We start from the raw sequence: 21,925 nt of genomic DNA, 5'->3' as shown, positions 1-21,925 counted from the left end.
AACGGGGCGCTTTTACCCTGTTCGCCTCTCGTGCCGATCATCGCCGTCCTAACGTCGGATCATGGGATGCGGGGACCGGGCGACGCTGGTACGACTGTGCGATCCGGCGGGCCGGCCGCGGGGGACGGGGTTCGTCGCGGACGACCGGGGCACGGTCGTGACCAGCCACGAAGCGGTCGACGGCCTCCCGCACCTTCTTCTGCACGGCCAGGACGGCCGCAGCTGCCGCGTCGAGGCCCACGACATCACCGCACTGCCGGAGCTGGACCTCGCGCTCCTGCCCACCGGTGGACCGGACGTACTCGGAGCGCCGCCCCTGCCGATCGTCCAGCGGGAGCGGATCGACGCCGGTACCTACGTGGCGATCGCCGCGCACGGCTGGCGTGAGGCACGCGTCCTCGGCGCGACCCCCGTGACGTACACCGCGGGCGGCCGCACCCACACGATCGGCCGGGCGCTGGAACTGGCCCTCGGCACGGACGGCAGCGATGCCCTCCGGCTCGGCGGCGCGGCCGTCGGCGGGCCCGTGCTCGACCCGGACAGCGGCGCCGTGATCGCCGTCCTGGGCACCGCCCTGCGCGCCGGTCACGCCGCCGCCGGATGTGCGGTGCCGCTCGCCGGATCGGACCGGGACGGCGCGCTGGCAGCGCTGCTGCGGCGCAACGCGATGGTGGTACCCGGATACGGAATCGATCTGAACGCGGCGGGGGCGCTCCAGCTCACCGCCATGTCGGTCGGCTCCGCGGGCGGCCCGGGTGCCTGGCCCGATCCGGTGGAACGGCCCGAAGCCCTCACGGAGTTCAACGCCTTCACGAGGGCCGACCGGACGGTGGACGGGGACCGTCCCGCGGTGGTCCTCGGCCTGGTCGGAGCGCCCGGCACCGGCCGCACCACCGAACTCGCCGCGCTCGCCGCACGACGGGCCCGGGGCGAGGTACCCGCGCTCACGCTGTGGCTGCGCGGAGCCGATCTGCTGGCCGACGACACCTCCGTGGCCGACGCGATCGCCCGCACCCTGCGGCAGGCCGGGCGCATCGTCACCGCCGCCGGAGCGGCCGGTGACATGGCGACCGCCACTCCCGAGCGGGTGGCCCGGCTGGCCGCGGACGCCGGCAGCCCGCTGCTCGTCCTGCTCGACGGCCCCGAGGAGATGCCGCCCGTCCTGGCACACCGGCTGGCCGGGTGGACCTGCGGGACGGTCGACTGGCTGCGGGAGCACGGGACGCGGCTCGTCGTCGCCTGCCGGCCCGAGCACTGGGAGACCGCGGGAGCGCTCTGCCCGCCCGGCGCGCTGCACCGCCCGGCCCGTCCCGCCAGGCGGCTCCCGTCGGCCGTCCGCATCGGGGACCTGACGGTGGACCAGGCCGAGCGGGCCCGGACGGGGTACGGGCTGCCGCCCGACGGCATCGCCGCCGGTCACGACCGGCACCCGCTCACGCTGCGGCTGCTCGCGGAGGTACGCGAGGCCCTCCCGGCGGACGTCCCCGGGCGTCCCGACACGGAAGAGGTCTTCGGCGCCCACCTGGACCTCATGTGCCTGCGCATCGCCGTCCGGATCGCCGCCCAGTGGCGCCCCGCGCCGCACGGCACGGTGGTGCGACGGCTGGCCGCGCGGGTGGCGGGCCAGGTCCACGAGGCGGCCAGGCGCTGTCTGGGGCCGGGGCAGGGGGAGCTGGACCGGGCCGCGTTCGAGGAGGTCTTCCCGTGGCGCACGGGCTGGGCGTCGGCGGTGCTGGCCGAGGGCCTGCTGGTGCCGGCGGGAGCGGGATACCGGTTCGCGCACGAGGAGCTGGGCGACTGGGTGCAGGGGGCGCACCTGGATCTGGAAGCGGCCCTGCGGGCGCTGGTGCACCGGTGGCACGCGGATGCGGTGGCGGGAGCGGCGACAGGGGAAGGGGACCGGGTGCCGCAGCCCCGTCGGCCGGGCGGGCAGGCCGTGCCGGAGGCGGCACCCGCACCGGAGCGGCCTCACACCCTTCCTGTCCCGCGCCACCGGATCGGGCCGGTGATCCAGGCGCTCCTCCTTCTGGGCCGCCGCCAGGGCCCGGCCGCGCTGGCCCACCGGCTCGCCGATCTGATCGAGGCGCTGGACCGGCTCTCGGCGGGGGAGGCCGCCGCGGCCGCCGCGGCCGCACAGGCGGCAGGGGCTACAGAGGCTGCACAAGCCGCGGACGCCACGGATGCCGCACCGGACAGTGGCGTGCCCTTTCCCGACGCGCGCTGGTGGGCCGTGCACCTGCTGTCCGAGACGCTGCTGCGGGTCCCCGACGCGAGGCCGCACCTCGGGGTGCTCCGGCTGCTCGCCGGGCGCATCGTCCGGAGCTCGGCCGATGGCGGCGGGGCCGGTGCGCGGGGTGCGTACGCCGAGTTCGGGCCGTGGTTCTGGCGGCGGCTGCGGCTGCCCGAGGCGGACCGGACGGATCTGTTCCGGCGGCTCGTCCCCGCCGACGGGCCACCGCGCGCCGACGCCGACGGCGGTGGGCGGTTCCTGGACGCCGTGGCCCGGCGGCTCGCCGCCCATCCGCGTACGCTCCAGCCGCTCCTGTGCACCTGGTTCACCGACGACCGACCGCTCGCCGCCGAGGAGGGAGTGGCCCTGCGGCCCACCGTGGCGGCGGCCGCGCAGGCGCTCCTCTACGCCCGCCGCGACCTCGCCGTGGACGATCTGACCGACGCGCTCGTGTCCTCGGGCCATCCCCGGGCGGACGAGCTGCTCGCCGCGCTGGCCGAGGACGAACCGGCCGCGCTCTGCCGGGCCGTCGAGCGGTGGTCGCGCGACGACGACTGCCGCGTCCGACGGATGGCGGCCGCCTCGTACGGGGCGCTCGTCGCCCCGCATCTGTCCCGTGAGGCGGACCGCGCCCTGCTGCGCCGCGCCGCGCTCGCCCTGCTGGCCCGCCCCGCCGACAGCGATGTGCACGGCTCCGTGCTCGCTCTTCTCGTGGCCGATCCGCAGACCCGGGACCGCTATCTGCCGCAAGCACTCCGGGCCTTCGCCGCGGACGGGCCGAAGGTGTCCGCCGCCGCGCTCGCCGTCGCGCTGCCCACGCATCCGGAGCCGGTGCTGTCCGCGTACCGGGGGCGGCTCGTGCGGCCAGGAGACGGTGCCGGCGAGGTGCTCCGGGCGCTCGCCGGGCTCGACGCCCCGGCGCTCGCCCTGCACACCGCCGGGCTGGTGCGCGCCTTCGTCGACAGCCACCCCGGGGACACTTCGCACACCGCCGCGTACCTCGACCGCAGGCTGGAGCACGGGCCGGCCGCACGGGCTCTGCTGCTTCCCCTGCTGACCGGACTGTTACGGGACCGACCCGCGCCGGCGCCGGTCCGCGGCGCACTCGCGGGGGTGCTCGCCTCGCCCGGCAGCCCCGCGTCCCAGCAACTGCGGGACACCTTGCTCGAGGTGCTGCTCGACTTCGAGCAGGGCGGCGCGTACCGCGACCCGATCGTGCTGGAAGCGCTGCTGCGGGCCGCCGCTGCCGGCTGCGCGAGGCGGTCACCGGCCCGCACCCGGGCCCTGGTGCACCGCACCGGGATGCTGCTGGTCCGCACCACCGAAGGGGCCGGTCTGTTCGACCGGCTGCTGGTCGCGCTCGCCCGTGAGGTGCCCGGGTTCGGCGCCCTGGTCATCGGGTGGCTGGCCGACGCCCCGCAGGAGTGGGCGGCGGTCATCGGGCCCAGTGCGCGGCGCACGGTGGAGGCACTCGGTGCCCCGATGACCATGCCGATGCAGGCCGCAGGGCGTGAGCATGGCAGTCTTAGACCTGCGTAAGAGACAAACCCACGTACACAGGTTCGGGCGAGGAGCGGTCAGAGTGCAGCGCTGGCGTGGCTTGGAGGACATCCCCCAGGACTGGGGACGCAGCGTCGTCACCATCGGTTCCTATGACGGGGTGCACCGCGGACACCAGCTGATCATCGGCCGGGCCGTCGAGCGGGCCCGCGAGCTGGGGGTGCCGTCGGTCGTCGTGACGTTCGACCCGCACCCCAGCGAGGTCGTCCGGCCCGGCAGCCATCCGCCGCTGCTCGCCCCGCACCACCGCCGTGCCGAACTGATGGCCGAGCTCGGCGTGGACGCGGTGCTGATCCTGCCGTTCACCACCGAGTTCTCGAAGCTCGCTCCGGCCGACTTCATCGTGAAGGTGCTCGTCGACAAGCTGCACGCGCAGCTGGTCATCGAGGGTCCCAACTTCCGGTTCGGTCACAAGGCCGCCGGGAACGTGCAGTTGCTCACCGAGCTCGGCGACACCTACGACTACCGCGTCGAGGTCATCGACCTTCGGGTGCGCGGCGAGGCCGGGGGCGGCGAGCCGTTCTCCTCGACCCTCACCCGGCGCCTGGTCGCCGAGGGGGACGTGGCCGGTGCGGCGGAGATCCTGGGCCGTCCGCACCGCGTCGAGGGCATCGTCGTCCGCGGGGCGCAGCGCGGCCGTGAACTCGGCTTTCCCACGGCGAACGTGGAGACCCTGCCGCACACCGCGATCCCGGCCGACGGCGTCTACGCGGGCTGGCTGCATGTGAACGGTGAGGCGATGCCCGCCGCGATCTCGGTCGGCACCAACCCGCAGTTCGACGGCACCGAACGGACGGTGGAGGCGTACGCGATCGACCGCGTGGGCCTCGACCTGTACGGCCTGCACGTCGCCGTGGACTTCCTCGCCTACGTACGGGGCATGCTGAAGTTCGACTCGATCGACGATCTGCTCGTGGCGATGGCCGCCGATGTGAAGCGGTGCAGCGAGCTGATCGCCGCGTACGACAAGGGCTGAGGACTCATCCCGTCCCCTACGGCTCCGGCCGGGACCGCCACGCGGTCCCGGCCGGAGCCGTAGCAGAATGCGGGCTGCTCAGCTGTTGAGCTCCTCCAGCGTCTTCCCCTTGGTCTCCACGGCGAACAGCGCGATCACCGCGCCCACCACCGCGATACAGCCCAGCTGGGTGAAGACCATGGTCAGACCGGCGCCGGAGCTGATGATGGCGCCGACCACGATCGGTCCCAGAATGACTCCGAGCCGGTTCCACACCCCGCCGAACGACGCCCCGCGCGCCCGGCTTCGGGTCGGGTAGAGCTCGGGTGTGTAGAGGTAGAGGCTCACGTTGGTGGCGAAGACGAAGAGCGTCGCGACCGAGGCCCATGCCGCGACCTGGCCACCGGACGTGGCGCCGGAGACGGCGAGCGAGAGCAGTGCGACGGCCGCCCCGCCGAGACCAACGGCCAGGGACACCCGGCGCCCCACCTTGTCGATGACGAGAGCGACCAGCAGACAGCCGATCAGACCGGTCACATTGCTCAGCAGCGAGTAATTGAGTGCGGTCCGCAGATCGAGACCGAACTCCTTGGTGTAGAGCGACGGCAGCCACGTGGCGATGCCGTGGTTGACGTAGTACGCGACGAACCACAGCGCCGACACCACGACCGTGCGCCGCAGGTACCGGCCGGTGAACAGGTCACGCAGCCCGCCCCGCTCGGTCTCGACGGCCGTCGCCGGTCCGGGTTCGGGGAGCGGCGCGCCGGTCGAACTCGCCACGTCCTTCTCGATGCGCGCGATCACCTGCTCGGCCTCCGCGACCCGGCCCCGGGAGAGCAGCCAGCGGGGCGACTCCGGGACCTGACGGCGCAGGACGACGACGAGGAGGACGGGCAGGGCACCGATCATGAACATCGCCCGCCAGCCGAAGCTGGGCACCACCCATCTCGCGACGAGCGTGGCCGCGGCGAGACCGGCCGGGAAGATGAGTTCGTAGAGCAGCACGAACCGTCCGCGGTGCTCGGCCCGGGCGATCTCGTTGATGTACGTGGCGGCGACCGGCACGACACCGCCGATGCCCAGGCCCTGGACGAACCGGAAGAGGGTGAACAGGGCGAAGCCGGGGGAGACGGCGACGGCGAGGCTGGCCAGCGCGGTCACGGCCACACCCAGCGCGACGGTGTTCACCCGGCCGATGCGGTCACCGAGCCAGCCGGCCACCAGAGCGCCGAGCAGCATGCCGACGGAGCCGCTGGTGACGATCATCGTGCCCTGACCGGTGCTCAGCTTCCACTGTTCGGTCAGGACGGGCAGGGCGGAGGCGGTCAGCAGCTGATCGAACGCCTCGAAGAACGTGACGGTGCCGATCAGGGTGCGGACCTTGATGTGCCAGCGAGAGTTCGGCAGGCGTTCGAGCCTGGCCGAGACAGAGCTCAGCGTGGGGCCGTTGGCCACGATTGACATGGGGATCCTTCCGCGAACAGAGGAGTTGCGGTGACCCTAGAAAGAAGTGTCTTAGCGGTCAATAACTAAGTGCTTAGATTTAATAACGAAGTGAAACCGGCCCTGAGCTGGTGTTTTGTGGATGCGGGATGACTCCGGGCGTGACCGACCGACCCGGGGCGGCCGACGACCGGCATCCGGCGCCAGGCTCTGGGTGGCGGATGTCGGTGCGGGGTCGGTGCGGGTGGGGTCGCCGGGTGGCGAGGGCTCGCATCCCGTTGGGGGTAGGGGTGCGGCCCGCGCCGATGGCAGAAAGTTACCTAGTAGCTCAAACAGCTACTGGCGAGAGTTCTAGCACTAAGGAATTTCCGTCGCAAGGGTTCCGCGACCGTCACCGGTTGTATCGTGAACACCTCACCGCTGCGCCGTGCGCGGTGTTCAGGTAAGGAGGCGCGGGGTCGCGGCATCGCGCCGGTCTCCCAACGCACATGACTCGTGGAGCTTCCCGCCGCCCCGACGCGGTCGACCTCATCCTGGAGCAGTGGAAGCGGGAGCTGCCCGCTCTCGATGCCTCGCCGATGGAGGTGCTCGGCCGGCTCCACCGCAGCTTCCTGCGCTACCAGGGGCTGCTGTCCGACCTCTTCGAATGCTTCGACCTGAACATGGCGTCCTTCGATGTGCTGGCAGCTCTTCGCAGGTCAGGGCCACCGTACCGACAGACCGCCGGTCAGCTTGCGGACATCGCCCTGGTCACCACGGGCGGCATCACGCTCCGGCTGGACCGGCTGGAGAAGGCCGGCCTGGTGACCCGGGAGCGTGATACGACGGACCGCAGGATCGTCTACGCACGGCTCACCGAGCGCGGGACCGAGATCGCCGACGTCGTCGCCGTCGCGCACTTCGCCAACGAGGAGCGGATGCTCGCCGAGCTGTCCGCCACCGACCGGCGCAGCCTGAGTCTGCTGCTCGGCAAACTCGAACGCTCCCTGGAGACGGCGGAGCAGACCCCGCCCGACCGTGCCGCACTGAACGCACCCATCCGGCGGGATGTCACCCCGGACCCGGAGCGCTCAGTATCTCAGCGCTGAAGCTTCGCTTATGGTGAGCCCAACGGGGCCGGGTGTGCCGGGCCGGAGGAGGTCCGAACCGTGCGTGAACTGCTGTCGGAACTGCGCGCCTGGCACGACGCCGGCACGCCCTTCGCGCTGGCGACCGTCGTCTCCGTCCGAGGCAGCGCTCCCCGGGCGCCCGGCGCCACGATGGCGGTGACGGCCGACGGCACGGTGGCGGGCAGCGTCTCCGGGGGATGCGTCGAAGGCGCGGTGTACGAGGTGGCCGGCGAGGTGCTCGCCACCGGAACCCCGCAGCTGCAGTCGTACGGGATCAGCGACGACGAGGCCTTCGGCGTGGGTCTGACCTGCGGCGGCACCATCGACGTCCTCGTCGCCCCCTTCACCGGAGCGGCCGACCGGACCTGGCTCCGGGACGTCGGCGCAACCGTCGCACGCGGCGAACCGGTCGCCGTGGCCACCCTCCTTCCGGACGCCGCCCGTGCGGGCGCGCGGCGGGTCGTCCGGGCGGACGGCGCGGAGGGCTCCCTGGGCAACGAGGGACTCGATGCCGCCGTCACCGACGACGCCCGGGGCCTCCTCGCCCAGGGGGCGACCGGGCGGCAGCGGTACGGGGTCCATGGTGAGCGCCGGATGCAGGACGTGTCCGTCTTCATCCAGACGTACGCGCCACCGCCCCGCATGATCGTCTTCGGCGCCATCGACCACGCGGCGGCGACCGCCCGCATCGGGTCCTTCCTCGGCTACCGGGTCACCGTGTGCGACGCCCGCCCGGCCTTCGCGACCCGCGAGCGCTTCCCCACCGCCGACGAGGTCGTCCGCGCCTGGCCGCACACCTATCTCTCCGACACGGACGTCGACGAGCGCACCGTCCTCTGCGTGCTCACGCACGACCCCAAGTTCGACGTCCCCCTGCTGGTCGCCGCACTGCGCACCCCGGCGGCCTACATCGGGGTGATGGGCAGCAGGCGCACCCACCTCGACCGGCTGGCACGGCTCCGGGACGAGGGCGTGAGCGAGACCGACCTGACCCGGCTCTCCTCACCGGTGGGCCTCGACCTCGGGGCCCGGACGCCCGAGGAGACGGCCGTCTCGATCGCCGCGGAGATCATCCAGCACCGGTGGGGCGGCACCGGTCGGCCGCTCGGCGAACTGTCCGGCGCGATCCACCACCACGGACAGCCGTAGCCGGCGCCCTTCCTGTAACGGGAGAACCATCCACCACCGCGGACAGCGGTAGCGGGCGGCCCCCTGGAACGGGAGAACCACTCACCACCGCGGACAGCGGTAGCGGGCGGCCCCCGGAACAGGAGAACCGCCCGCACCGCATCACCGTCCTACGGCCGTGCGGCCACCGCCGCGTTCGCCCAGTGGCACGCCACCTGGGTCTCGCTGCCGCCCGCGAGCACGGGCAGGTCCTTCGTGCGACAGGCGTCGGCGACACCGGCCCGCTCCGCCTCGCCCGAGGCCAGGACCTGGCAGCGCAGGTGGAAGCGGCAGCCGGACGGCACCTTGGACGGGTCCGGCGGCTCACCGGTCAGCACTACCGGTTCGCCCTCGGCCTCCGGCAGCACCGACAGCAGTGCCTGCGTGTACGGATGCTGCGGAGCCGTGAGGATCTGCTCCACGTCACCCGTCTCCACGATCCGCCCGAGGTACATCACCGCCACCCGGTCCGCGATGTTCCACGCAAGACCGAGATCGTGCGTGACCACCAGCGCGGACAGGCCCAGCTCGTCCCTCAGCCGCAGCAGCAGCGCCAGGATCTCGCCGCGCACCGAGGCGTCCAGGGAGGCCACCGGTTCGTCCGCCACGATGAGTTCCGGTTCCAGCACCAGCGCGCCCGCGATCACGACGCGCTGGCGCTGACCGCCCGACAGCTCGTGCGGATAGCGCAGGAGGAAACGTTCCGGAGGCCGCAGCCCCGCCCGGGACAGGGCGTTCGTCACCGCCTCCCGCTCGTCGCCGCCGTACCGGTGGATCCGCAGACCCTCGGCCACCGCGTCGTACACCGTGTGCCGCGGGTTCAGCGAACCGCTGGGGTCCTGCAGCACCAGCTGGACCCGCTTGCGGTACGCCTTCAGCGCCCGGCTGCCGTAGTCGAGCGGCTTCCCGTCGAAGGTGACCTGCCCGCCCGTCGGCGGGACGAGGCCGAGCAGTGAGCGGGCCAGGGTCGTCTTGCCGCACCCCGACTCGCCGACCAGCGCGACGATCTCGCCCGGCCTGATGTCCAGGTCGACCCCGTCCACGGCACGGGCCGGGTCGGCGCCGTGCCTGCCGGGGAACGCGATCCGGAGATCGCGTGCACTGAGCAGGTCCGTGGTGGTGGTCATGATGTGCTCCTTGCTTCCTCGGCGCCCTCCGGGGCCGCGGCCCCTTCCGGCCCCACCAGCACACAGGCGGCCTGCCGCCCGGGCCCCGACACCCGCAGCACCTGGTCCTGCGTGGTGCAGGAGTCCACGGCCACCGTGCAGCGCGGATGGAACGTGCAGCCGGCCGGCAGCGCCGACGGGTCGGGCGGATCGCCCGGCAGCCCCCGCGGAGCGAACCGCGAGGCGGGGTCCCCGATCCGGGGGAAGGCACCCGACAGTGCCTTGCTGTACGGATGGTGCGCCCGCTCGTAGACCTCGGACGCCGGGCCCTGCTCCACGACCCGTCCCGCGTACATCACCGCGAGCCGGTCGCAGGTGTCCGAGAGCACCGCGAGGTCATGGCTGATCATGATCAGCCCGAGGTCCTGCTCGGAGACCAGCTGCTCGATCAGCCGCAGGATCTGGGCCTGGATCATCACGTCGAGGGCCGTCGTCGGCTCGTCCGCGATGATCAGGCCGGGGTCGCAGGCGAGCGCCATCGCGATCATCACGCGCTGCCGCTGACCGCCGGAGAGCTCGTGCGGATAGGCGTCCGCCCGGGCGGCGGGCAGACCCACCTGCTCCAGCAGCTCACCGGCGCGCTTGCGCGCGGCGGCCTGTGTGGTCTTCCTGTGCAGCACGATCGGCTCGGCGATCTGGTCCCCGATGCGGTGCACCGCGTTCAGGGAGTGCATCGCGCCCTGGAAGACGATCGACGCACCCGCCCAGCGCACGGCCCTGACCTGGCCCCATTTCATGGCGAGGACGTCCTCGCCGTTCAGCAGGATCTCGCCGGTGACCTTCGTGCCCGCGGGCAGCAGCCGCAGCAGCGCGAGCGCCAGCGTGGACTTCCCGCACCCCGACTCCCCGGCGATGCCGAGCTTTCGGCCCGCTTCGACCTCCAGGTTCACCCCGCGGACCGCCTGGGCCCCGCCGGCGTACGTCACCGTCAGATCGCGTACCTCGAGAAGAGGCGTCTTGCGGATACTCGTCGTGCTCAACGGGCCACCCCCAGCTTGGGATTGAGGACGGACTCGATGGCGCGGCCGCACAGGGTGAACGCCAGGGCCACCAGGGCGATGGCGATGCCGGGCGGCGCCAGGTACCACCAGTCGCCCGCGCTCACCGCGCCGGCTTCGCGCGCGTCCTGGAGCATGCCGCCCCAGGAGGTGATGGTCGGGTCGCCGAGGCCCAGGAAGGCCAGGGTGGCCTCCGTCAGGATCGCGCTGGAGATCACCAGTGTGGTCTGCGCGAGCACCAGCGGCATCACGTTGGGCAGTACGTGCCGGAGCATGATGTGGCCGTGCCCGCCGCCCAGTGCGCGGGCGCGCTCGATGTACGGGCGGGACTCCACGGCAAGGGTCTGCGCCCGCACCAGCCGGGCCGTCGTCGGCCAGGTCGTGACGCCGATCGCGATGATGACCGTCCACAGGGAGCGGTCCATCACGGTGGCGAGCGCGATCGCCAGGACCAGGGTCGGCATCACCAGGAACCAGTCGGTGACCCGCATCAACACCGTCGAGTACCAGCCGCGGAAGTGCCCCGCGACGATCCCGACGACCGTACCGATGGCCACGCAGAGGAAGGCCGCGAGCAGCCCCACGGTCAGTGAGACGCGCGCACCCCAGATCAGCAGGGCGAGGACGCTGCGTCCGAACTGGTCCGTGCCGAGCGGGAATTCCGCACTCGGCGACTCCAGTGCACCGCCCGGTGCCTCGGTGACGCTCTGTGCGTTCGCACCGGTCAGCAGTGGTGCGCACACGGCGATCAGTGCGATCAGGACGAGTCCGGCAAGCCCCCACAGGCCGCCCCGGTGGCTGCGGTACTCCCGCCAGAACCGGGCCAGGGAGCGCCGCTTGCGGGCGCGGGCCAGTGCGCCCGGGCTCTTGGCCGCCTCGGGTCCGGATTCCTCGGGTGCGGGGGCCTTCGCCCCCGGCGTGGACGCGGGCATGGATTCGGTCGTCATCGGCCCACCCGGGGATCGAGCAGCGGATACAGCAGATCGGCCAGGGTGTTCGCCAGGATCACCGCGGTGGCGAAGACGAAGAACAGCCCCTGGACGAGCGGAAGGTCGGGGACGCTCAGCCCTTGGTAGAAGAGGCCGCCGAGACCCGGCCAGGAGAACACGGTCTCGACCAGGATCTGTCCCGCGACCACATGGCCCAGGTTGACGAACATCAGCGTGAACGTCGGGAGCATCGCGTTGGGGACGGCGTGCCGGCGACGGACCGCGTCGTCGCGCAGCCCCTTCGCGCGCGCCGTCGTCAGATAGTCGCTGCCCATCTCGTCGAGGAGAGAGGAGCGCATCACGAGCAGCGTCTGCGCGTAGCCGACCGCGACCAGGGTGATCACGGGAAGCACCATGTGGTGCGCGACGTCGAGCACGTAGGCGAAGCCCGATTCGTTGCCCGACTCCAGGCCGCCCGTCGGGAACATGCCCGGGATCGGTCCGACGCCCACCGAGAAGACGATGATCAGGAGCAGGCCGAGCCAGAACGACGGCACGGAGTAGAGCGTGAGGGCCAGCGCGGTGTGGAAGCGGTCGCTCTTCGACCCGTTACGCCAGGCGGTACGGGTGCCGAGCCAGATGCCCAGCGCGCTGTAGAGGACGTACGCCGTTCCGGTGAGGAGCAGGGTCGCCGGGAGCGCCTCGGTGATCTTGTCCATGACCGGGGCGTGGTACTGGAACGAGGTGCCGAAGTCGCCGGTGAGCGCGTCGCCCACGTAACTGGTGAACTGCTGCCACATCGGCTGGTCGAGACCGAACTGACGTCGCAGCGAATCGAGTTGTTCGGCGGACACGGGGCGCCCGCCGGTCATCTGCTTCACCGGGTCGCTGGGGATGAGCCGGAAGAGGAAGAAGCTGGTGACCAGTACGGCGAACAGTGAGACGGCCGCGCCGGCGATCTTGGCGGCCACGTACTTCAGATAGGCCTTGGTGTTGCGCGCCCGTGGGCCGCGGGCGGCCGGGGGCGCGGCCGGAGCCGGGCCGTCCGTGTCCGCATCCGCCTGTTTCACGAGCGCCGGAGTGCTGTCAGCTGTCATGGGAACTCTCGTTACTCGTGCTGCACTTAGAGGGATCGGCCGACGGGGCCCGGCTGCCCGGACCCCGTCGCCGATCGCTCTCATCCCGTCCGCGGGAACCACCCGCGGTCCGCGGAGCTACTCGCGCTCGTCCGCGGTGGTGCGGCGGCGCCTGGAGAGGAGGAACCCGCCACCGGCGAGGACCACCACGGCCACCACGATGCCGATGACGATCCCGGTCGAGCTCGAACCGGAGTCGCTGTCACCGTCTCCGCCTTCGCTGCCCGCCGGCACTGCCGACCACCAGCTCCAGTACCCGTCCTGGCCGTAGATGTTGCCGGCCGCCTCGGGCATGGTCGTGATCGACTTGATCTGGTCGGTGCGGTAGGCCTCGACCGCGTTCGGGTACGCGATGACGCTCATGTACCCGGAGTCGTACAGCCAGGACTGCATCTGCCCGACGAGGTCCGCCCGCTTGGCGGGGTCGTACTCCGCGAGCTGCTTCTTGTACAGCTCGTCGTACGTCTTGTCGCAGATGAAGTTGTCCGTGGACGCGCTCGCCTTGGCCTTGAGCGGCAGGGCGGAGCAGGTGTGGATGCCGAGGACGAAGTCCGGGTCCGGGTTGACGGACCAGCCGTCGAAGGCGAGGTCGTACTCACCGGCGTACCAGGGCACGGAGACGTCGTCGAGGCAGTCGACCTTGAGGCCGACGCCGAGCTTGCCCCACCACTCCTTGAGGTACTTGCCGATCGCCTTGTCGTTCGGGTCCGTCGCGTGGCACAGGATGCGCAGGTCGAGCGCCTTGCCGTCCTTGCCGACGCGCTTGCCGCCCTTGAGCTCGTAGCCCGCCTGGTCCAGCAGCTGTCCCGCCTTGGCGGGGTCGTAGGCGAGACTCTGGCTCGCCGAGGGCTGCCAGTTGTACGCCGAGAAGCGCGGCGGGATGTACCCCTGGCCCTCGACGGCGTGCCCCTGGAAGACCTTGTCGATGATGGTCTTGCGGTCGATCGACAGGAACAGGGCCTGGCGGACCTTCTGGTCGAGCAGCGCCTTGTTGCCGTTGCCGAACTTCTTGCCGTCCTTGGTCTGCGCGCCCGGGTTGGTCGCCAGCGCGAAGAAGCGGCGGCCGGGACCCTCGTTGACCTTGATGTTCGCGTCGCCCTTGAGCGAATTGGCCTGGGCGGGCGTCAGCGCGGGCGAGCCGGCGACGAAGGAGACCTCGCCCTTGCGGAGAGCGGCGACCGCGGCGTCCTGGTCCTTGTAGGTCTTGAAGACCAGCTCGTCGAACTTGGGCGTGCCGCGCCAGAAGTTCTTGTTGGCCTTGAGCTTCACGTACTGGTCGACCTTGTAGTCGCTCAGCACGAAGGGGCCGTTGCCCACTACGGGGAAGTCCGTGTCGTTGTTGAACTTCGAGAAGTCCTTGACCTTCTCCCAGACGTGCTCGGGGACGATCGGGACATCGAGCGCGGCCATCGTGGCCTGCGGTTCCTTGAGCTCGATGACCAGCTTCGTCGGGCTGGGGGCCGTCACCTTCTTGAAGTTGGTGACGAAGCTGCCGTTCGCCTGGGCGGCGCCCTCGTCGTCCATCATCTTGTTGAACGTCCAGGCCGCGTCCTCGGCGGTGGCCTGCTGACCGTCCGACCACTTGGAATTCGACCGAATGGTGTACGTCCACGTCAGCTTGTCGGCCGACGGCTCCCACTTGGTGGCGAGACCCGGGACGGCGTGGTTGTCCTTCGGGTCGTAGTTCGTCAGGAAGTCGTACATGAGCCGGGAGACGCTCGTGCTCAGCAGCTTCTGGGCGAGGAACGGGCTCAGGGAGTCGACGCTCTGCGCGACCGCGACGGTCAGCGTCTTGTCACCGCTGTCGGCGGCCTGCGCCTGCTGGGGCGCGGCCACGAGGGGTACGCCCGGCACGATGGACCCGGCCGCGAGAGCAAGGGCGGCGGTGCCGGAGGCCAGGAGGACACGCCGACGTGAGCGTGGCTGGGCTGAGGACGGTGGAACTCTTTCGACCATGGTCAGGGACCTCGCGTCATGACTCGCACGGAGAAGGCGGGTTGATCTGTGGTTCGCCAGCTGGTGAAGCGAAGGTTTATCAGCGGTGGTCGAGCCGCGTCAACGGTCACCGAAACGGCGTGTGGTCTGCGGGAATGCAATGAGGGTCCACATCGCGAGAACGATGTGGACCCTCATTGGTTCAGACCTCTGACGCCTTACTGCTGAGGCGCTGGCGGTGGCTGCGGCGGCTGCTGCTGCCACCCCGCGGGCGGTACCGGGCCCTGGAGTTCGGGGTGGGCGGGCTGCCCCGGTTGACCTGGCTGTCCGCCGTACTGCGGCTGCGGCGGCGGACCCGCGTGGCCGGCCGGAGGCTGCGCCTGGGAGGGCGGCTGCTGCTGCCAGTTCTGCCCGGCGCCGGGGGCCGGCTGCGGGGGATAGGGCTGCTGCGGCTGACCGCCGTAGGGCTGTTGGGGGTACGCCTGTCCGGGCTGCTGCGGGTACGGCTGCTGGGGTGCGTACGGCTGCTGTCCGGGTACCGGCTGGCCCGGCTGCTGGTACCCGGGCATCGGCGGGGCGTACTGCGGCGGCGGGTTGCTGCCGTTCGCCGTCCACAGCCCCTGCTGCTGCTGGGCGCGCGCGAAGTCCTCGGCGACGAGGGCGGAGAGGTGGAAGTACGCGTCCCGGGTCTTGGGACGCATCATGTCGAGGTCGACCTCGGCACCGGCCGACAGGTGCTCGTCGAACGGTACGACGACCACGCCGCGGCAGCGCGTCTCGAAGTGCTGGACGATGTCGTCGACCTTGATCATCTTTCCGGTCTCGCGGACCCCGGAGATGACGGTGAGGGACCGCTGGACCAGTTCCGCGTACCCGTGGGCCGACAGCCAGTCCAGCGTGGTGGAGGCGCTCGACGCACCGTCGACCGACGGGGTCGAGATGATGATCAGCTGGTCGGCGAGGTCCAGTACGCCGCGCATCGCGCTGTAGAGCAGCCCGGTACCCGAGTCCGTGAGGATGATCGGGTACTGCTTGCCCAGTACCTCGATCGCACGCCGGTAGTCCTCGTCGTTGAACGTGGTCGAGACCGCCGGGTCCACGTCGTTGGCGATGATCTCCAGGCCGGAGGGCGCCTGCGAGGTGAACCGCCTGATGTCCATGTACGAGTTGAGGTGCGGGATCGCGTGGACCAGGTCGCGGATGGTCGCGCCGGTCTCGCGGCGGACCCGGCGGCCCAGCGTGCCCGCGTCGGGGTTGGCGTCGATGGCGAGGATCTTGTCCTGCCGTTCGGTGGCCAGGGTCGAGCCGAGGGCGGTGGTCGTCGTGGTCTTGCCCACGCCGCCCTTGAGGCTGATCACCGCGATCCGGTAGCAGGAGAGCACCGGGGTGCGGATCAGGTCGAGCTTGCGCTGCCGCTCGATCTCCTCCTTCTTGCCGCCCAGCTTGAAGCGGGAGGCGCCGGACGGGTTGCGGCTGCTCTTCGCCTTCTGCTTGCCCCGGACGAGCCGGTCGGACGAGAGCTCCACGGCGGCCGTGTAACCGAGCGGGGCACCCGGAACCGAACGCTCGCGCTGGTCGTGGGTGACCGGTGTGGGCCATGCGCTACCGGCCCGCGGGTCGGCGGGCGCACCCTGTGGCATTCCCTGCGGCACTTCCTGTGGCGCGAGTTGCTGCGGGTACTGCTGCTGCGCGTGCTGCTGGGGCTGTTGCGGGTGCTGAGGCTGCTGCGGGGGGATCTGCGCGGGCAGATTCGGGGTGGGCTGAGCCGGCGGCTGGGCGCCCTGGGGAAATCCGTAGCCGCCCTGCGGCTGCGGCTGTTGCGGGGCCTGGGGCAACTGCGGTGTCTGGGGTGCCTGCGGGGGCAGTGCCGCGCCCTGCTGCTGCGGGGGCCACTGGTGTGCCTGAGGCGTCTGGGGCGCTTGGGGCGCTTGCGGTGCCGGGGGCTGCGGGAGCTGCGCCGGAAGGGCGGCTCCCGGCATGGCCTGCTGGGGGTGCGGCTGCTGCGGGAAGCCGTACCCTCCCTGCGGTGCAGGGGCGGCCTGCTGCGGGAACGCGGAGGCCTGCGGGTTCGCCGGAGCCTGCGGGATTCCGTAGCCGCCCGGCCCTGCGTCGGCCGGGGCCTGCGGAGGCCAGTGGGACGCCGGCTGAGGTGCGGCGGGCTGTGCCGTCGCGGGCTGGAAGGAGGGCGGCAGGGGCGGAAGTCCACCCGTTCCCGGCGTGGGCGTCCAGGGGGCCGGTGCCGCGTCCTGGGCGGCGCTGTCCGACGGTGCGTCGAGGGGGGTCGCGCCGGTGGGGGCGGCCGGGGGCGCGGAGTCCGTGGGTGCGTCGCCGGCGGGCTCTCCGGCCTGCGGGCCGTCACCGGAGTCGTCGTGGCTCGCGGCGGCCGCGGCACCGTCCAACGACGGGGTGGCGAAGGGGCCGTCCCCGGCGGTCACGCGGGGCTCCTCCTCCGCTGCGGAGGACGGCCCGGAGTCGGCGGGTGCCTGAGCTGCGTCGGACGGCGCGGAGTCGTCCGACGGCGAGGGGGAATCGGGCGCGGAGGAGTGCGGATCCGCCCCGGTCTCCCCGGAACCGGTCTCTCGGGCACCGGCCTCCCCGGAACCGGCCTCCCCGGCTTCCCCGGAATCGTTCTGCGTGGCGCCCGCGGCCGCATCGGCCCCGGGCTCCGCGGCCTCCTCGTCGGCAGCGGCACCTGCCGCCGCCCCGGCGGCGGCCTCGCGCTCGGCGATCTCCTGCTTCAGCGCGGCGGCCGGGAACCGCATGGTCGCGCCGCTCTCCACGTCGCCGCCCCCGAAGGGATCCGAGGCGCCGCCCGCTCCGGCCGCATCCGGCGCCGGATGACCGGCTGCCGCATCGTGGGCCGGTGCCGGTGCCGGCGGGGCGGGAGTCCAATCGGGTTCGAAGCCGCTCCCGGGCGGCAGTCCGGGCACGGACACCGGGGAGCCAGTGGGCGGCGGCGGTGCCAGGTGCGTTCCGGCGCCGCCCGACGAGTCACCCGGCGCGTTCTGCGTGTACCAGGCGGGCGGGGTGTAGTCGATGGTGAACTCACCCGTCATCTCGGCGGGTTCCGCGTCGGACGACTCGTCGACGGGCATGTTCCAGCCCCCGCGCATCTCGTCCCGATCGCCGTTCACTTTGCCTCCTGGTGTGGTCGAGCACCCTTGTGCCGTGGGGGGTGGGGGCGCCCGTTCCCGCAGTGCGAACCGCCCGGCTCTCCCCCTGGGACGCGCCTTGCCTGCCCGCTGGTTCTTCTGCCGCGCCCGGACCCACCCTAATCGTCATCGGGCTCTCCACGGCAGGCTGTACGGCACCGCGGCCGCTGTCCCGTACGTCACGTACTGCCCCCAAGTGGTCTGAGTGCAGCCGGGAGTGAGATACAAAGCGGTCAAACATGCACATCTGCACAGGCGAATCTGAACAATTCGCACGCGTGGTGGTGTGCTGTCAGTCCATCCTCCGGGCGCTGCCCAGCAGTCCCGATTCCGCATCGGTCGGATGGATCATCACGAACCGGCGGTCCTGGCGGGTGCACCAGAGGGTGACTCCGTCGGTCAGGGTGGACAGGGACCGGGTCTCGCCAGGCCCCAGGCGCATGAGATGACCGATCTGTTCCGCTTCGCCGGGAGACACCCGTTGAATGCCGACCAGGGACGACTTCTCCATCAACCCGGACGCCACCGGGCTCAGATACGGCAGCAGCGTCACCACCGACTGCCAAGGGCCTGCCGCCACCCGCCCGCGCGGTGGCCTCGTGCCGCAGTCCCGTACCACCACGACCGGCGATCCGGCCGAGGGCCCCTGCGGCGGCACCCGGCCCACCTCGTGCAGCGCGATGCCGCAACCGTCACCGCCGGCCGCCCGCACCAGCCCGCCCCAGGCACCAGCCCGCCCCGTCTCCACCACGATCCGGGCGCCGGTCGCAGCCGCCCGCAGCGCGAGCACCTGCGCTGTCCACAGCCCCCCGATCAGGGTGACGTCGTAAGGAACCGGCCGGATGATGCCGAGCACGGCGGGGCGCCCCTCGCCGTCCACGCCGATCACCACACCGTCGTCGCCGACCGGCAGGGCCAGTGAAGCCAACTGCTCGGGCCGGACCGTATGGCGTGGCCGGCGCGGGCCCGTCAGTCCGAACCCCAGTCGCCCACGGCCTCCCGCGGATACGGACATCAGTGGGTGCCTCCGAGGGGCAGGGTGGCGAGCACCCCGGGCAGCTGTTCATGGTCCAGCCGCACCAGAGACGTCTTCACGCCGCGGGCGGTGAGTTCCAACTCATGGCGGGCGGACCTCAGTTCCCGGTCGTCGCGACCGGTGACGCGGATGTGGCCGGTGACCGTGATCTCCTGCCGGTCGCCGTGTCCCAGCGTGAGAACGAACGTCGTGGCCAGGGCCGGGACCGAGGTGAGCAGTGCGACGAGCCGCGGCAACGGGGCCCCGCCCCCGCCCAGCTCCGGCCAGCGGCGCACCCAGTACGTGGTGTGCAGCCGGTCGTCGCACTGCCAGGTGCGCGAGGTCTCCCGGGTGCGGCGTGCGGGCGCCCCGTTCCGGCCGGCCCGTGCCGTGGCGGACGGGCTCGCGCAGGCGGACGTGGCGATCGCCGCGCCGAGCTCCTGTTCCGTGAGCACCGTCGCACGCAGCCCCGCCCCTGTCAGCCTGCCGGCCAGCTGGTCGGCCGTGCGCACCAGGCACTTCTGCGCACCGGTGAAGCCGCCGCCCCGCGCCCGTACGGCCTCCGGGCAGAGTTCCGGGGCCAGCTTCAGCGCGATCCAGGTGATCCGGACCGCGGGGGAGCCCGTCCGCGCCTGCAGGGGCGCGTAGTTGCCGGCCGCTACCGACTGCTCCGGCAGATGCGACGCGGGTGCCGGCTGGGTGTGCTGGACGACCTGGGCCGACTCCAGCCGGATGCCGTCGACGTCCAGTGCGTCCCGCACGAGTGCGAGGGGGAGCGGCCGCGTGGAGCGGTCGGGGCGCAGTGCCGTGCCGTCCGCGTCGATCCTGAGGACGGCCGTCAGGTACGTACCGTCGCCGATCATGCCGACCGGCCGCCGGTCCGGGCCCCCGAACGAGTGCGTACGCAGGGCCGGTTCGCACTCGACCGCGGGCGCGATGCCCGGTTCGGTGCCGGCCGCCGGGACCGTCGACGCGGACCTGCGGTTACGGGCCCGCAGAGCGAGGACCGCGTACAGCAGTGCCGGAAGCGAGCGGCGGTGCCGGCGTACGACGGCGAGCGTCACCAGCAGTGCGGCCGGCACCGAGGCAGGGGCCAGCAGCAGTGGATCCACGACCCCGGCCCAGAGCAGCAGCGCCCCCGCGATCTCGCACAGGACGAGCTGGTGCAGCCGGAACGGCCCGAACGATCCGGCCCGCCCGCCCCACCGCACGATGCCGGGCCCGCCGCGCACCGATGCGTCCGGCGCACCGGCCCGGGGCGATCCGGGCGGCCGTGTGCCCGGGGCCGGAGCCGTCCGCGTCGCGGAAGCCGTCATCGGCATCCCCCCGTTCATCCGGGTCCGGTGTCTCACGACCCGACCCGTGCCACGCCCGTCCCGCCGAGGTCTCCGGCGGGGTGAATCACCCTACCCGGACCGCAACACCCCTGAATCGACAGGCATAGTAGGGAGCCGGTCCGGCATCGGGGGTCCGGCACGGGGCGCCGGCCGCGGTCGCTCCCGGCGCCGCGCGGTCGGACACGGGGAGACGGACGGACTCATGGCATCGCGGCGCGACGACCTCAACGCGTACACCTTCGAGAAACGTCGCGTGGTGGCGGCATTCCTCCAGCCCTCGCCCACCGGTTCCGACGAGGGCGCCCCGCGTCCCCTGCGCGCCGTCCTGCCGGGCCTCGTCGCCGGCACCCTGATCCTCGCGGGGTTCGGCGCCTACGGCATGTTCAGGCCGGCGGCCCCCCAGGACTGGGACAGCCCCGGCACCAAAGTGATCGTCGGCAAGACGTCGACCACCCGCTACGTGGTGCTCACCACCGGCAAGGGCGGGAACCGCAGGACGCTGCTGCACCCCGTGCTGAACCTCGCCTCGGCCCGGCTGCTGCTGACTCCGCAGAACTACGGCGTCGTTCAGGTCGCCGACGACATCCTCGACGCGGGCAAGCCCCCGCGCGGGCCCGTCCTCGGCATCCCGTACGCCCCCGACCGGCTGCCCGAGAAGGAGGACGCGGGCACCGCCAAGCGCTGGGCCGTCTGCGTACAGCCCGGCAGCGGGAGCACCGTGCAGAAGGCCGCCTTCGTCCTCGCCGAACGCGACAACGACCTGATGGAGAACGGCGGCCGGCTCAGCGGCGGTCAGGTGCTCTACGTCAAGGGACAGGACGGGACCCGCTACCTCGTCGACGCCCGCGGCACCAAGTACCGCATCGACGAGACCGCCGCCGACCTCGGCCATCTGACCGGTGCCCTGGTCGGCAGCGCGCAGCCGCAGCCCGTCACCGACGACTGGCTGGCCACGCTGCACGACGGCAGCCCGGTCTCCTTCCCTCGGATCCCCGGCGACGTCGGCGCCCCGGCACACATCGAGGGGAACCTGTCCGCGCAGGAGAACCGCGTCGGCACGGTGCTGCGCACCAGGAACGGAGAGGGCACCGCCCACTACGTCGTCCTCGACGGCGAGGTCCGGCCCGTCTCCGAGTTCACCGCCTGGCTGCTGATCAACTCCCCGCAGACCGCGGCCCTCGACCTGGCAGGCGAGGCGCGCCCCGCCGGTCTCCAGGACTTCGTCCCCGGCCCCGAGCCCTTCGCGGGCCAGGCCGCGCACTGGCCCGCGCGCAGGGCCGTCCGCGTCAACGCCACCGACGCGGGTGCCGCCGGCCGCGACACCGTCTGCAACGTGCTGCGCGGCACGGACGGGACGGGCCGGACGACGCTGAGTACCTGGGCCGGCGCCGCGTACCCCGCCTCCGTCGGCGCGGGCGGCACGAGCACCTATGTGACCCCGGGCAGCGGGCTGCTCTACACCCAGGTGAGGGAAGGGCAGAGCAGCCCGGACGGATCACTCTTCCTGGTGACGGACACCGGACTGAGGTACGCGGTCCAGGCGAACGGCGACAGCGACGCCGAACGGTCCGGCATCGGGACCGGCGGAGCGAAGGACGGCGTCGGCGGGCGGCCCGAACCGAGTCAGGCGCAGATCAGGCTCGGATACGAGAAGGTGACGCCCGCCCTCGTTCCGATCGCCTGGTCGGAGTTCCTGGCCAAGGGCCCGAGGCTCGACACCAACAGCGCCCGTCGGCCCCAGGGTTCGTGACGCATCCGGGCGGGGCGGCGGAACACCGGAACACACGCGGGGG

At 72.2% G+C, this 21,925-nt stretch carries 14 protein-coding genes; 5 read left to right on the top strand and 9 right to left on the bottom strand.

Going from position 1 to position 21,925, the window contains the following annotated elements; all coding sequences use genetic code 11:
• The first annotated feature begins 61 nt into the window (after positions 1 to 61).
• On the top strand, positions 62 to 3,769 hold the full coding sequence (locus tag ABT025_RS28955) for a trypsin-like peptidase domain-containing protein (protein ID WP_351000681.1): 3,708 nt from the start codon (positions 62 to 64) through the stop codon (positions 3,767 to 3,769).
• Between the two features lie 43 nt (positions 3,770 to 3,812).
• Positions 3,813 to 4,766, top strand: coding sequence for a bifunctional riboflavin kinase/FAD synthetase (locus ABT025_RS28950; protein ID WP_351000679.1), 954 nt, complete (start codon positions 3,813 to 3,815; stop codon positions 4,764 to 4,766).
• 78 nt (positions 4,767 to 4,844) lie between these two features.
• On the opposite strand, the gene ABT025_RS28945 is transcribed toward ABT025_RS28950, so the two are convergent.
• The gene (locus tag ABT025_RS28945) at positions 4,845 to 6,209 is read right to left on the bottom strand and encodes an MFS transporter (RefSeq protein WP_351000676.1); all 1,365 of its coding nucleotides are present in this window, start codon (positions 6,207 to 6,209) and stop codon (positions 4,845 to 4,847) included.
• A gap of 467 nt (positions 6,210 to 6,676) precedes the next feature.
• Here ABT025_RS28945 and ABT025_RS28940 point away from each other — a divergent pair, with 467 nt between their 5' ends.
• Positions 6,677 to 7,276: a MarR family winged helix-turn-helix transcriptional regulator gene (locus tag ABT025_RS28940; RefSeq protein ID WP_351000674.1), complete on the top strand. Its 600-nt coding sequence runs from the start codon at positions 6,677 to 6,679 to the stop codon at positions 7,274 to 7,276.
• Between the two features lie 60 nt (positions 7,277 to 7,336).
• Positions 7,337 to 8,446 carry an XdhC family protein gene (locus tag ABT025_RS28935; RefSeq protein WP_351000671.1) on the top strand — a complete coding sequence of 370 codons (1,110 nt, stop codon included), beginning with the start codon at positions 7,337 to 7,339 and terminating at the stop codon, positions 8,444 to 8,446.
• Positions 8,447 to 8,595: 149 nt separating this feature from the next.
• On the opposite strand, the gene ABT025_RS28930 is transcribed toward ABT025_RS28935, so the two are convergent.
• From ABT025_RS28930 to eccE, 8 genes are all read right to left on the bottom strand, one after another.
• The gene (locus ABT025_RS28930) at positions 8,596 to 9,591 is read right to left on the bottom strand and encodes an ABC transporter ATP-binding protein (protein WP_351000669.1); all 996 of its coding nucleotides are present in this window, start codon (positions 9,589 to 9,591) and stop codon (positions 8,596 to 8,598) included.
• A complete protein-coding gene (locus ABT025_RS28925; protein WP_351000666.1) occupies positions 9,588 to 10,610 on the bottom strand; it encodes an ABC transporter ATP-binding protein in 1,023 nt (340 codons plus the stop codon). Before ABT025_RS28925 ends, ABT025_RS28930 begins: the two co-directional genes overlap by 4 nt.
• Positions 10,607 to 11,575: an ABC transporter permease gene (locus ABT025_RS28920; protein ID WP_502972052.1), complete on the bottom strand. Its 969-nt coding sequence runs from the start codon at positions 11,573 to 11,575 to the stop codon at positions 10,607 to 10,609. The genes ABT025_RS28925 and ABT025_RS28920 overlap by 4 nt, the downstream gene beginning before the upstream one ends.
• Positions 11,572 to 12,654, bottom strand: coding sequence for an ABC transporter permease (locus tag ABT025_RS28915; RefSeq protein ID WP_351000662.1), 1,083 nt, complete (start codon positions 12,652 to 12,654; stop codon positions 11,572 to 11,574). The genes ABT025_RS28920 and ABT025_RS28915 overlap by 4 nt, the downstream gene beginning before the upstream one ends.
• A 117-nt stretch (positions 12,655 to 12,771) precedes the next feature.
• Positions 12,772 to 14,649, bottom strand: coding sequence for an ABC transporter substrate-binding protein (locus tag ABT025_RS28910; RefSeq protein WP_351000659.1), 1,878 nt, complete (start codon positions 14,647 to 14,649; stop codon positions 12,772 to 12,774).
• A 197-nt stretch (positions 14,650 to 14,846) separates the two neighbouring features.
• The gene (locus ABT025_RS28905) at positions 14,847 to 17,762 is read right to left on the bottom strand and encodes an SCO5717 family growth-regulating ATPase (protein ID WP_351000656.1); all 2,916 of its coding nucleotides are present in this window, start codon (positions 17,760 to 17,762) and stop codon (positions 14,847 to 14,849) included.
• Positions 17,763 to 18,072: 310 nt separating this feature from the next.
• On the bottom strand, positions 18,073 to 18,795 hold the full coding sequence (locus tag ABT025_RS28900) for a hypothetical protein (RefSeq protein ID WP_351000653.1): 723 nt from the start codon (positions 18,793 to 18,795) through the stop codon (positions 18,073 to 18,075).
• Complete coding sequence (gene eccE, locus ABT025_RS28895) at positions 18,795 to 20,111, bottom strand: type VII secretion protein EccE (RefSeq protein ID WP_351000650.1); 1,317 nt, start codon at positions 20,109 to 20,111, stop codon at positions 18,795 to 18,797. Before eccE ends, ABT025_RS28900 begins: the two co-directional genes overlap by 1 nt.
• 223 nt (positions 20,112 to 20,334) lie before the next feature.
• On the opposite strand from eccE, the gene eccB reads away from it, so the two are divergent.
• On the top strand, positions 20,335 to 21,882 hold the full coding sequence (eccB, locus tag ABT025_RS28890; RefSeq protein WP_351000647.1) for a type VII secretion protein EccB: 1,548 nt from the start codon (positions 20,335 to 20,337) through the stop codon (positions 21,880 to 21,882).
• Positions 21,883 to 21,925: the final 43 nt, after the last annotated feature.

The sequence above is a fragment of the Streptomyces sp. NPDC002809 genome, from assembly GCF_040295435.1.
Taxonomy (GTDB): domain Bacteria; phylum Actinomycetota; class Actinomycetes; order Streptomycetales; family Streptomycetaceae; genus Streptomyces.
This window is presented reverse-complemented; position numbering and strand designations above follow the sequence as displayed.

Excerpts from the sequence above, each read along its gene's own strand:
- ABT025_RS28940 (WP_351000674.1), top strand. The coding sequence starts at position 6,677 with ATGACTCGTGGAGCTTCCCGCCGCCCCGACGCGGTCGACCTCATCCTG.
- eccE (WP_351000650.1), bottom strand. The coding sequence starts at position 20,111 with ATGACGGCTTCCGCGACGCGGACGGCTCCGGCCCCGGGCACACGGCCG.
- ABT025_RS28915 (WP_351000662.1), bottom strand. The coding sequence starts at position 12,654 with ATGACAGCTGACAGCACTCCGGCGCTCGTGAAACAGGCGGATGCGGAC.
- ABT025_RS28945 (WP_351000676.1), bottom strand. The coding sequence starts at position 6,209 with ATGTCAATCGTGGCCAACGGCCCCACGCTGAGCTCTGTCTCGGCCAGG.
- ABT025_RS28900 (WP_351000653.1), bottom strand. The coding sequence starts at position 18,795 with ATGTCCGTATCCGCGGGAGGCCGTGGGCGACTGGGGTTCGGACTGACG.
- ABT025_RS28910 (WP_351000659.1), bottom strand. The coding sequence starts at position 14,649 with ATGGTCGAAAGAGTTCCACCGTCCTCAGCCCAGCCACGCTCACGTCGG.
- eccB (WP_351000647.1), top strand. The coding sequence starts at position 20,335 with ATGGCATCGCGGCGCGACGACCTCAACGCGTACACCTTCGAGAAACGT.
- ABT025_RS28920 (WP_502972052.1), bottom strand. The coding sequence starts at position 11,575 with ATGACGACCGAATCCATGCCCGCGTCCACGCCGGGGGCGAAGGCCCCC.
- ABT025_RS28930 (WP_351000669.1), bottom strand. The coding sequence starts at position 9,591 with ATGACCACCACCACGGACCTGCTCAGTGCACGCGATCTCCGGATCGCG.
- ABT025_RS28955 (WP_351000681.1), top strand. The coding sequence starts at position 62 with ATGGGATGCGGGGACCGGGCGACGCTGGTACGACTGTGCGATCCGGCG.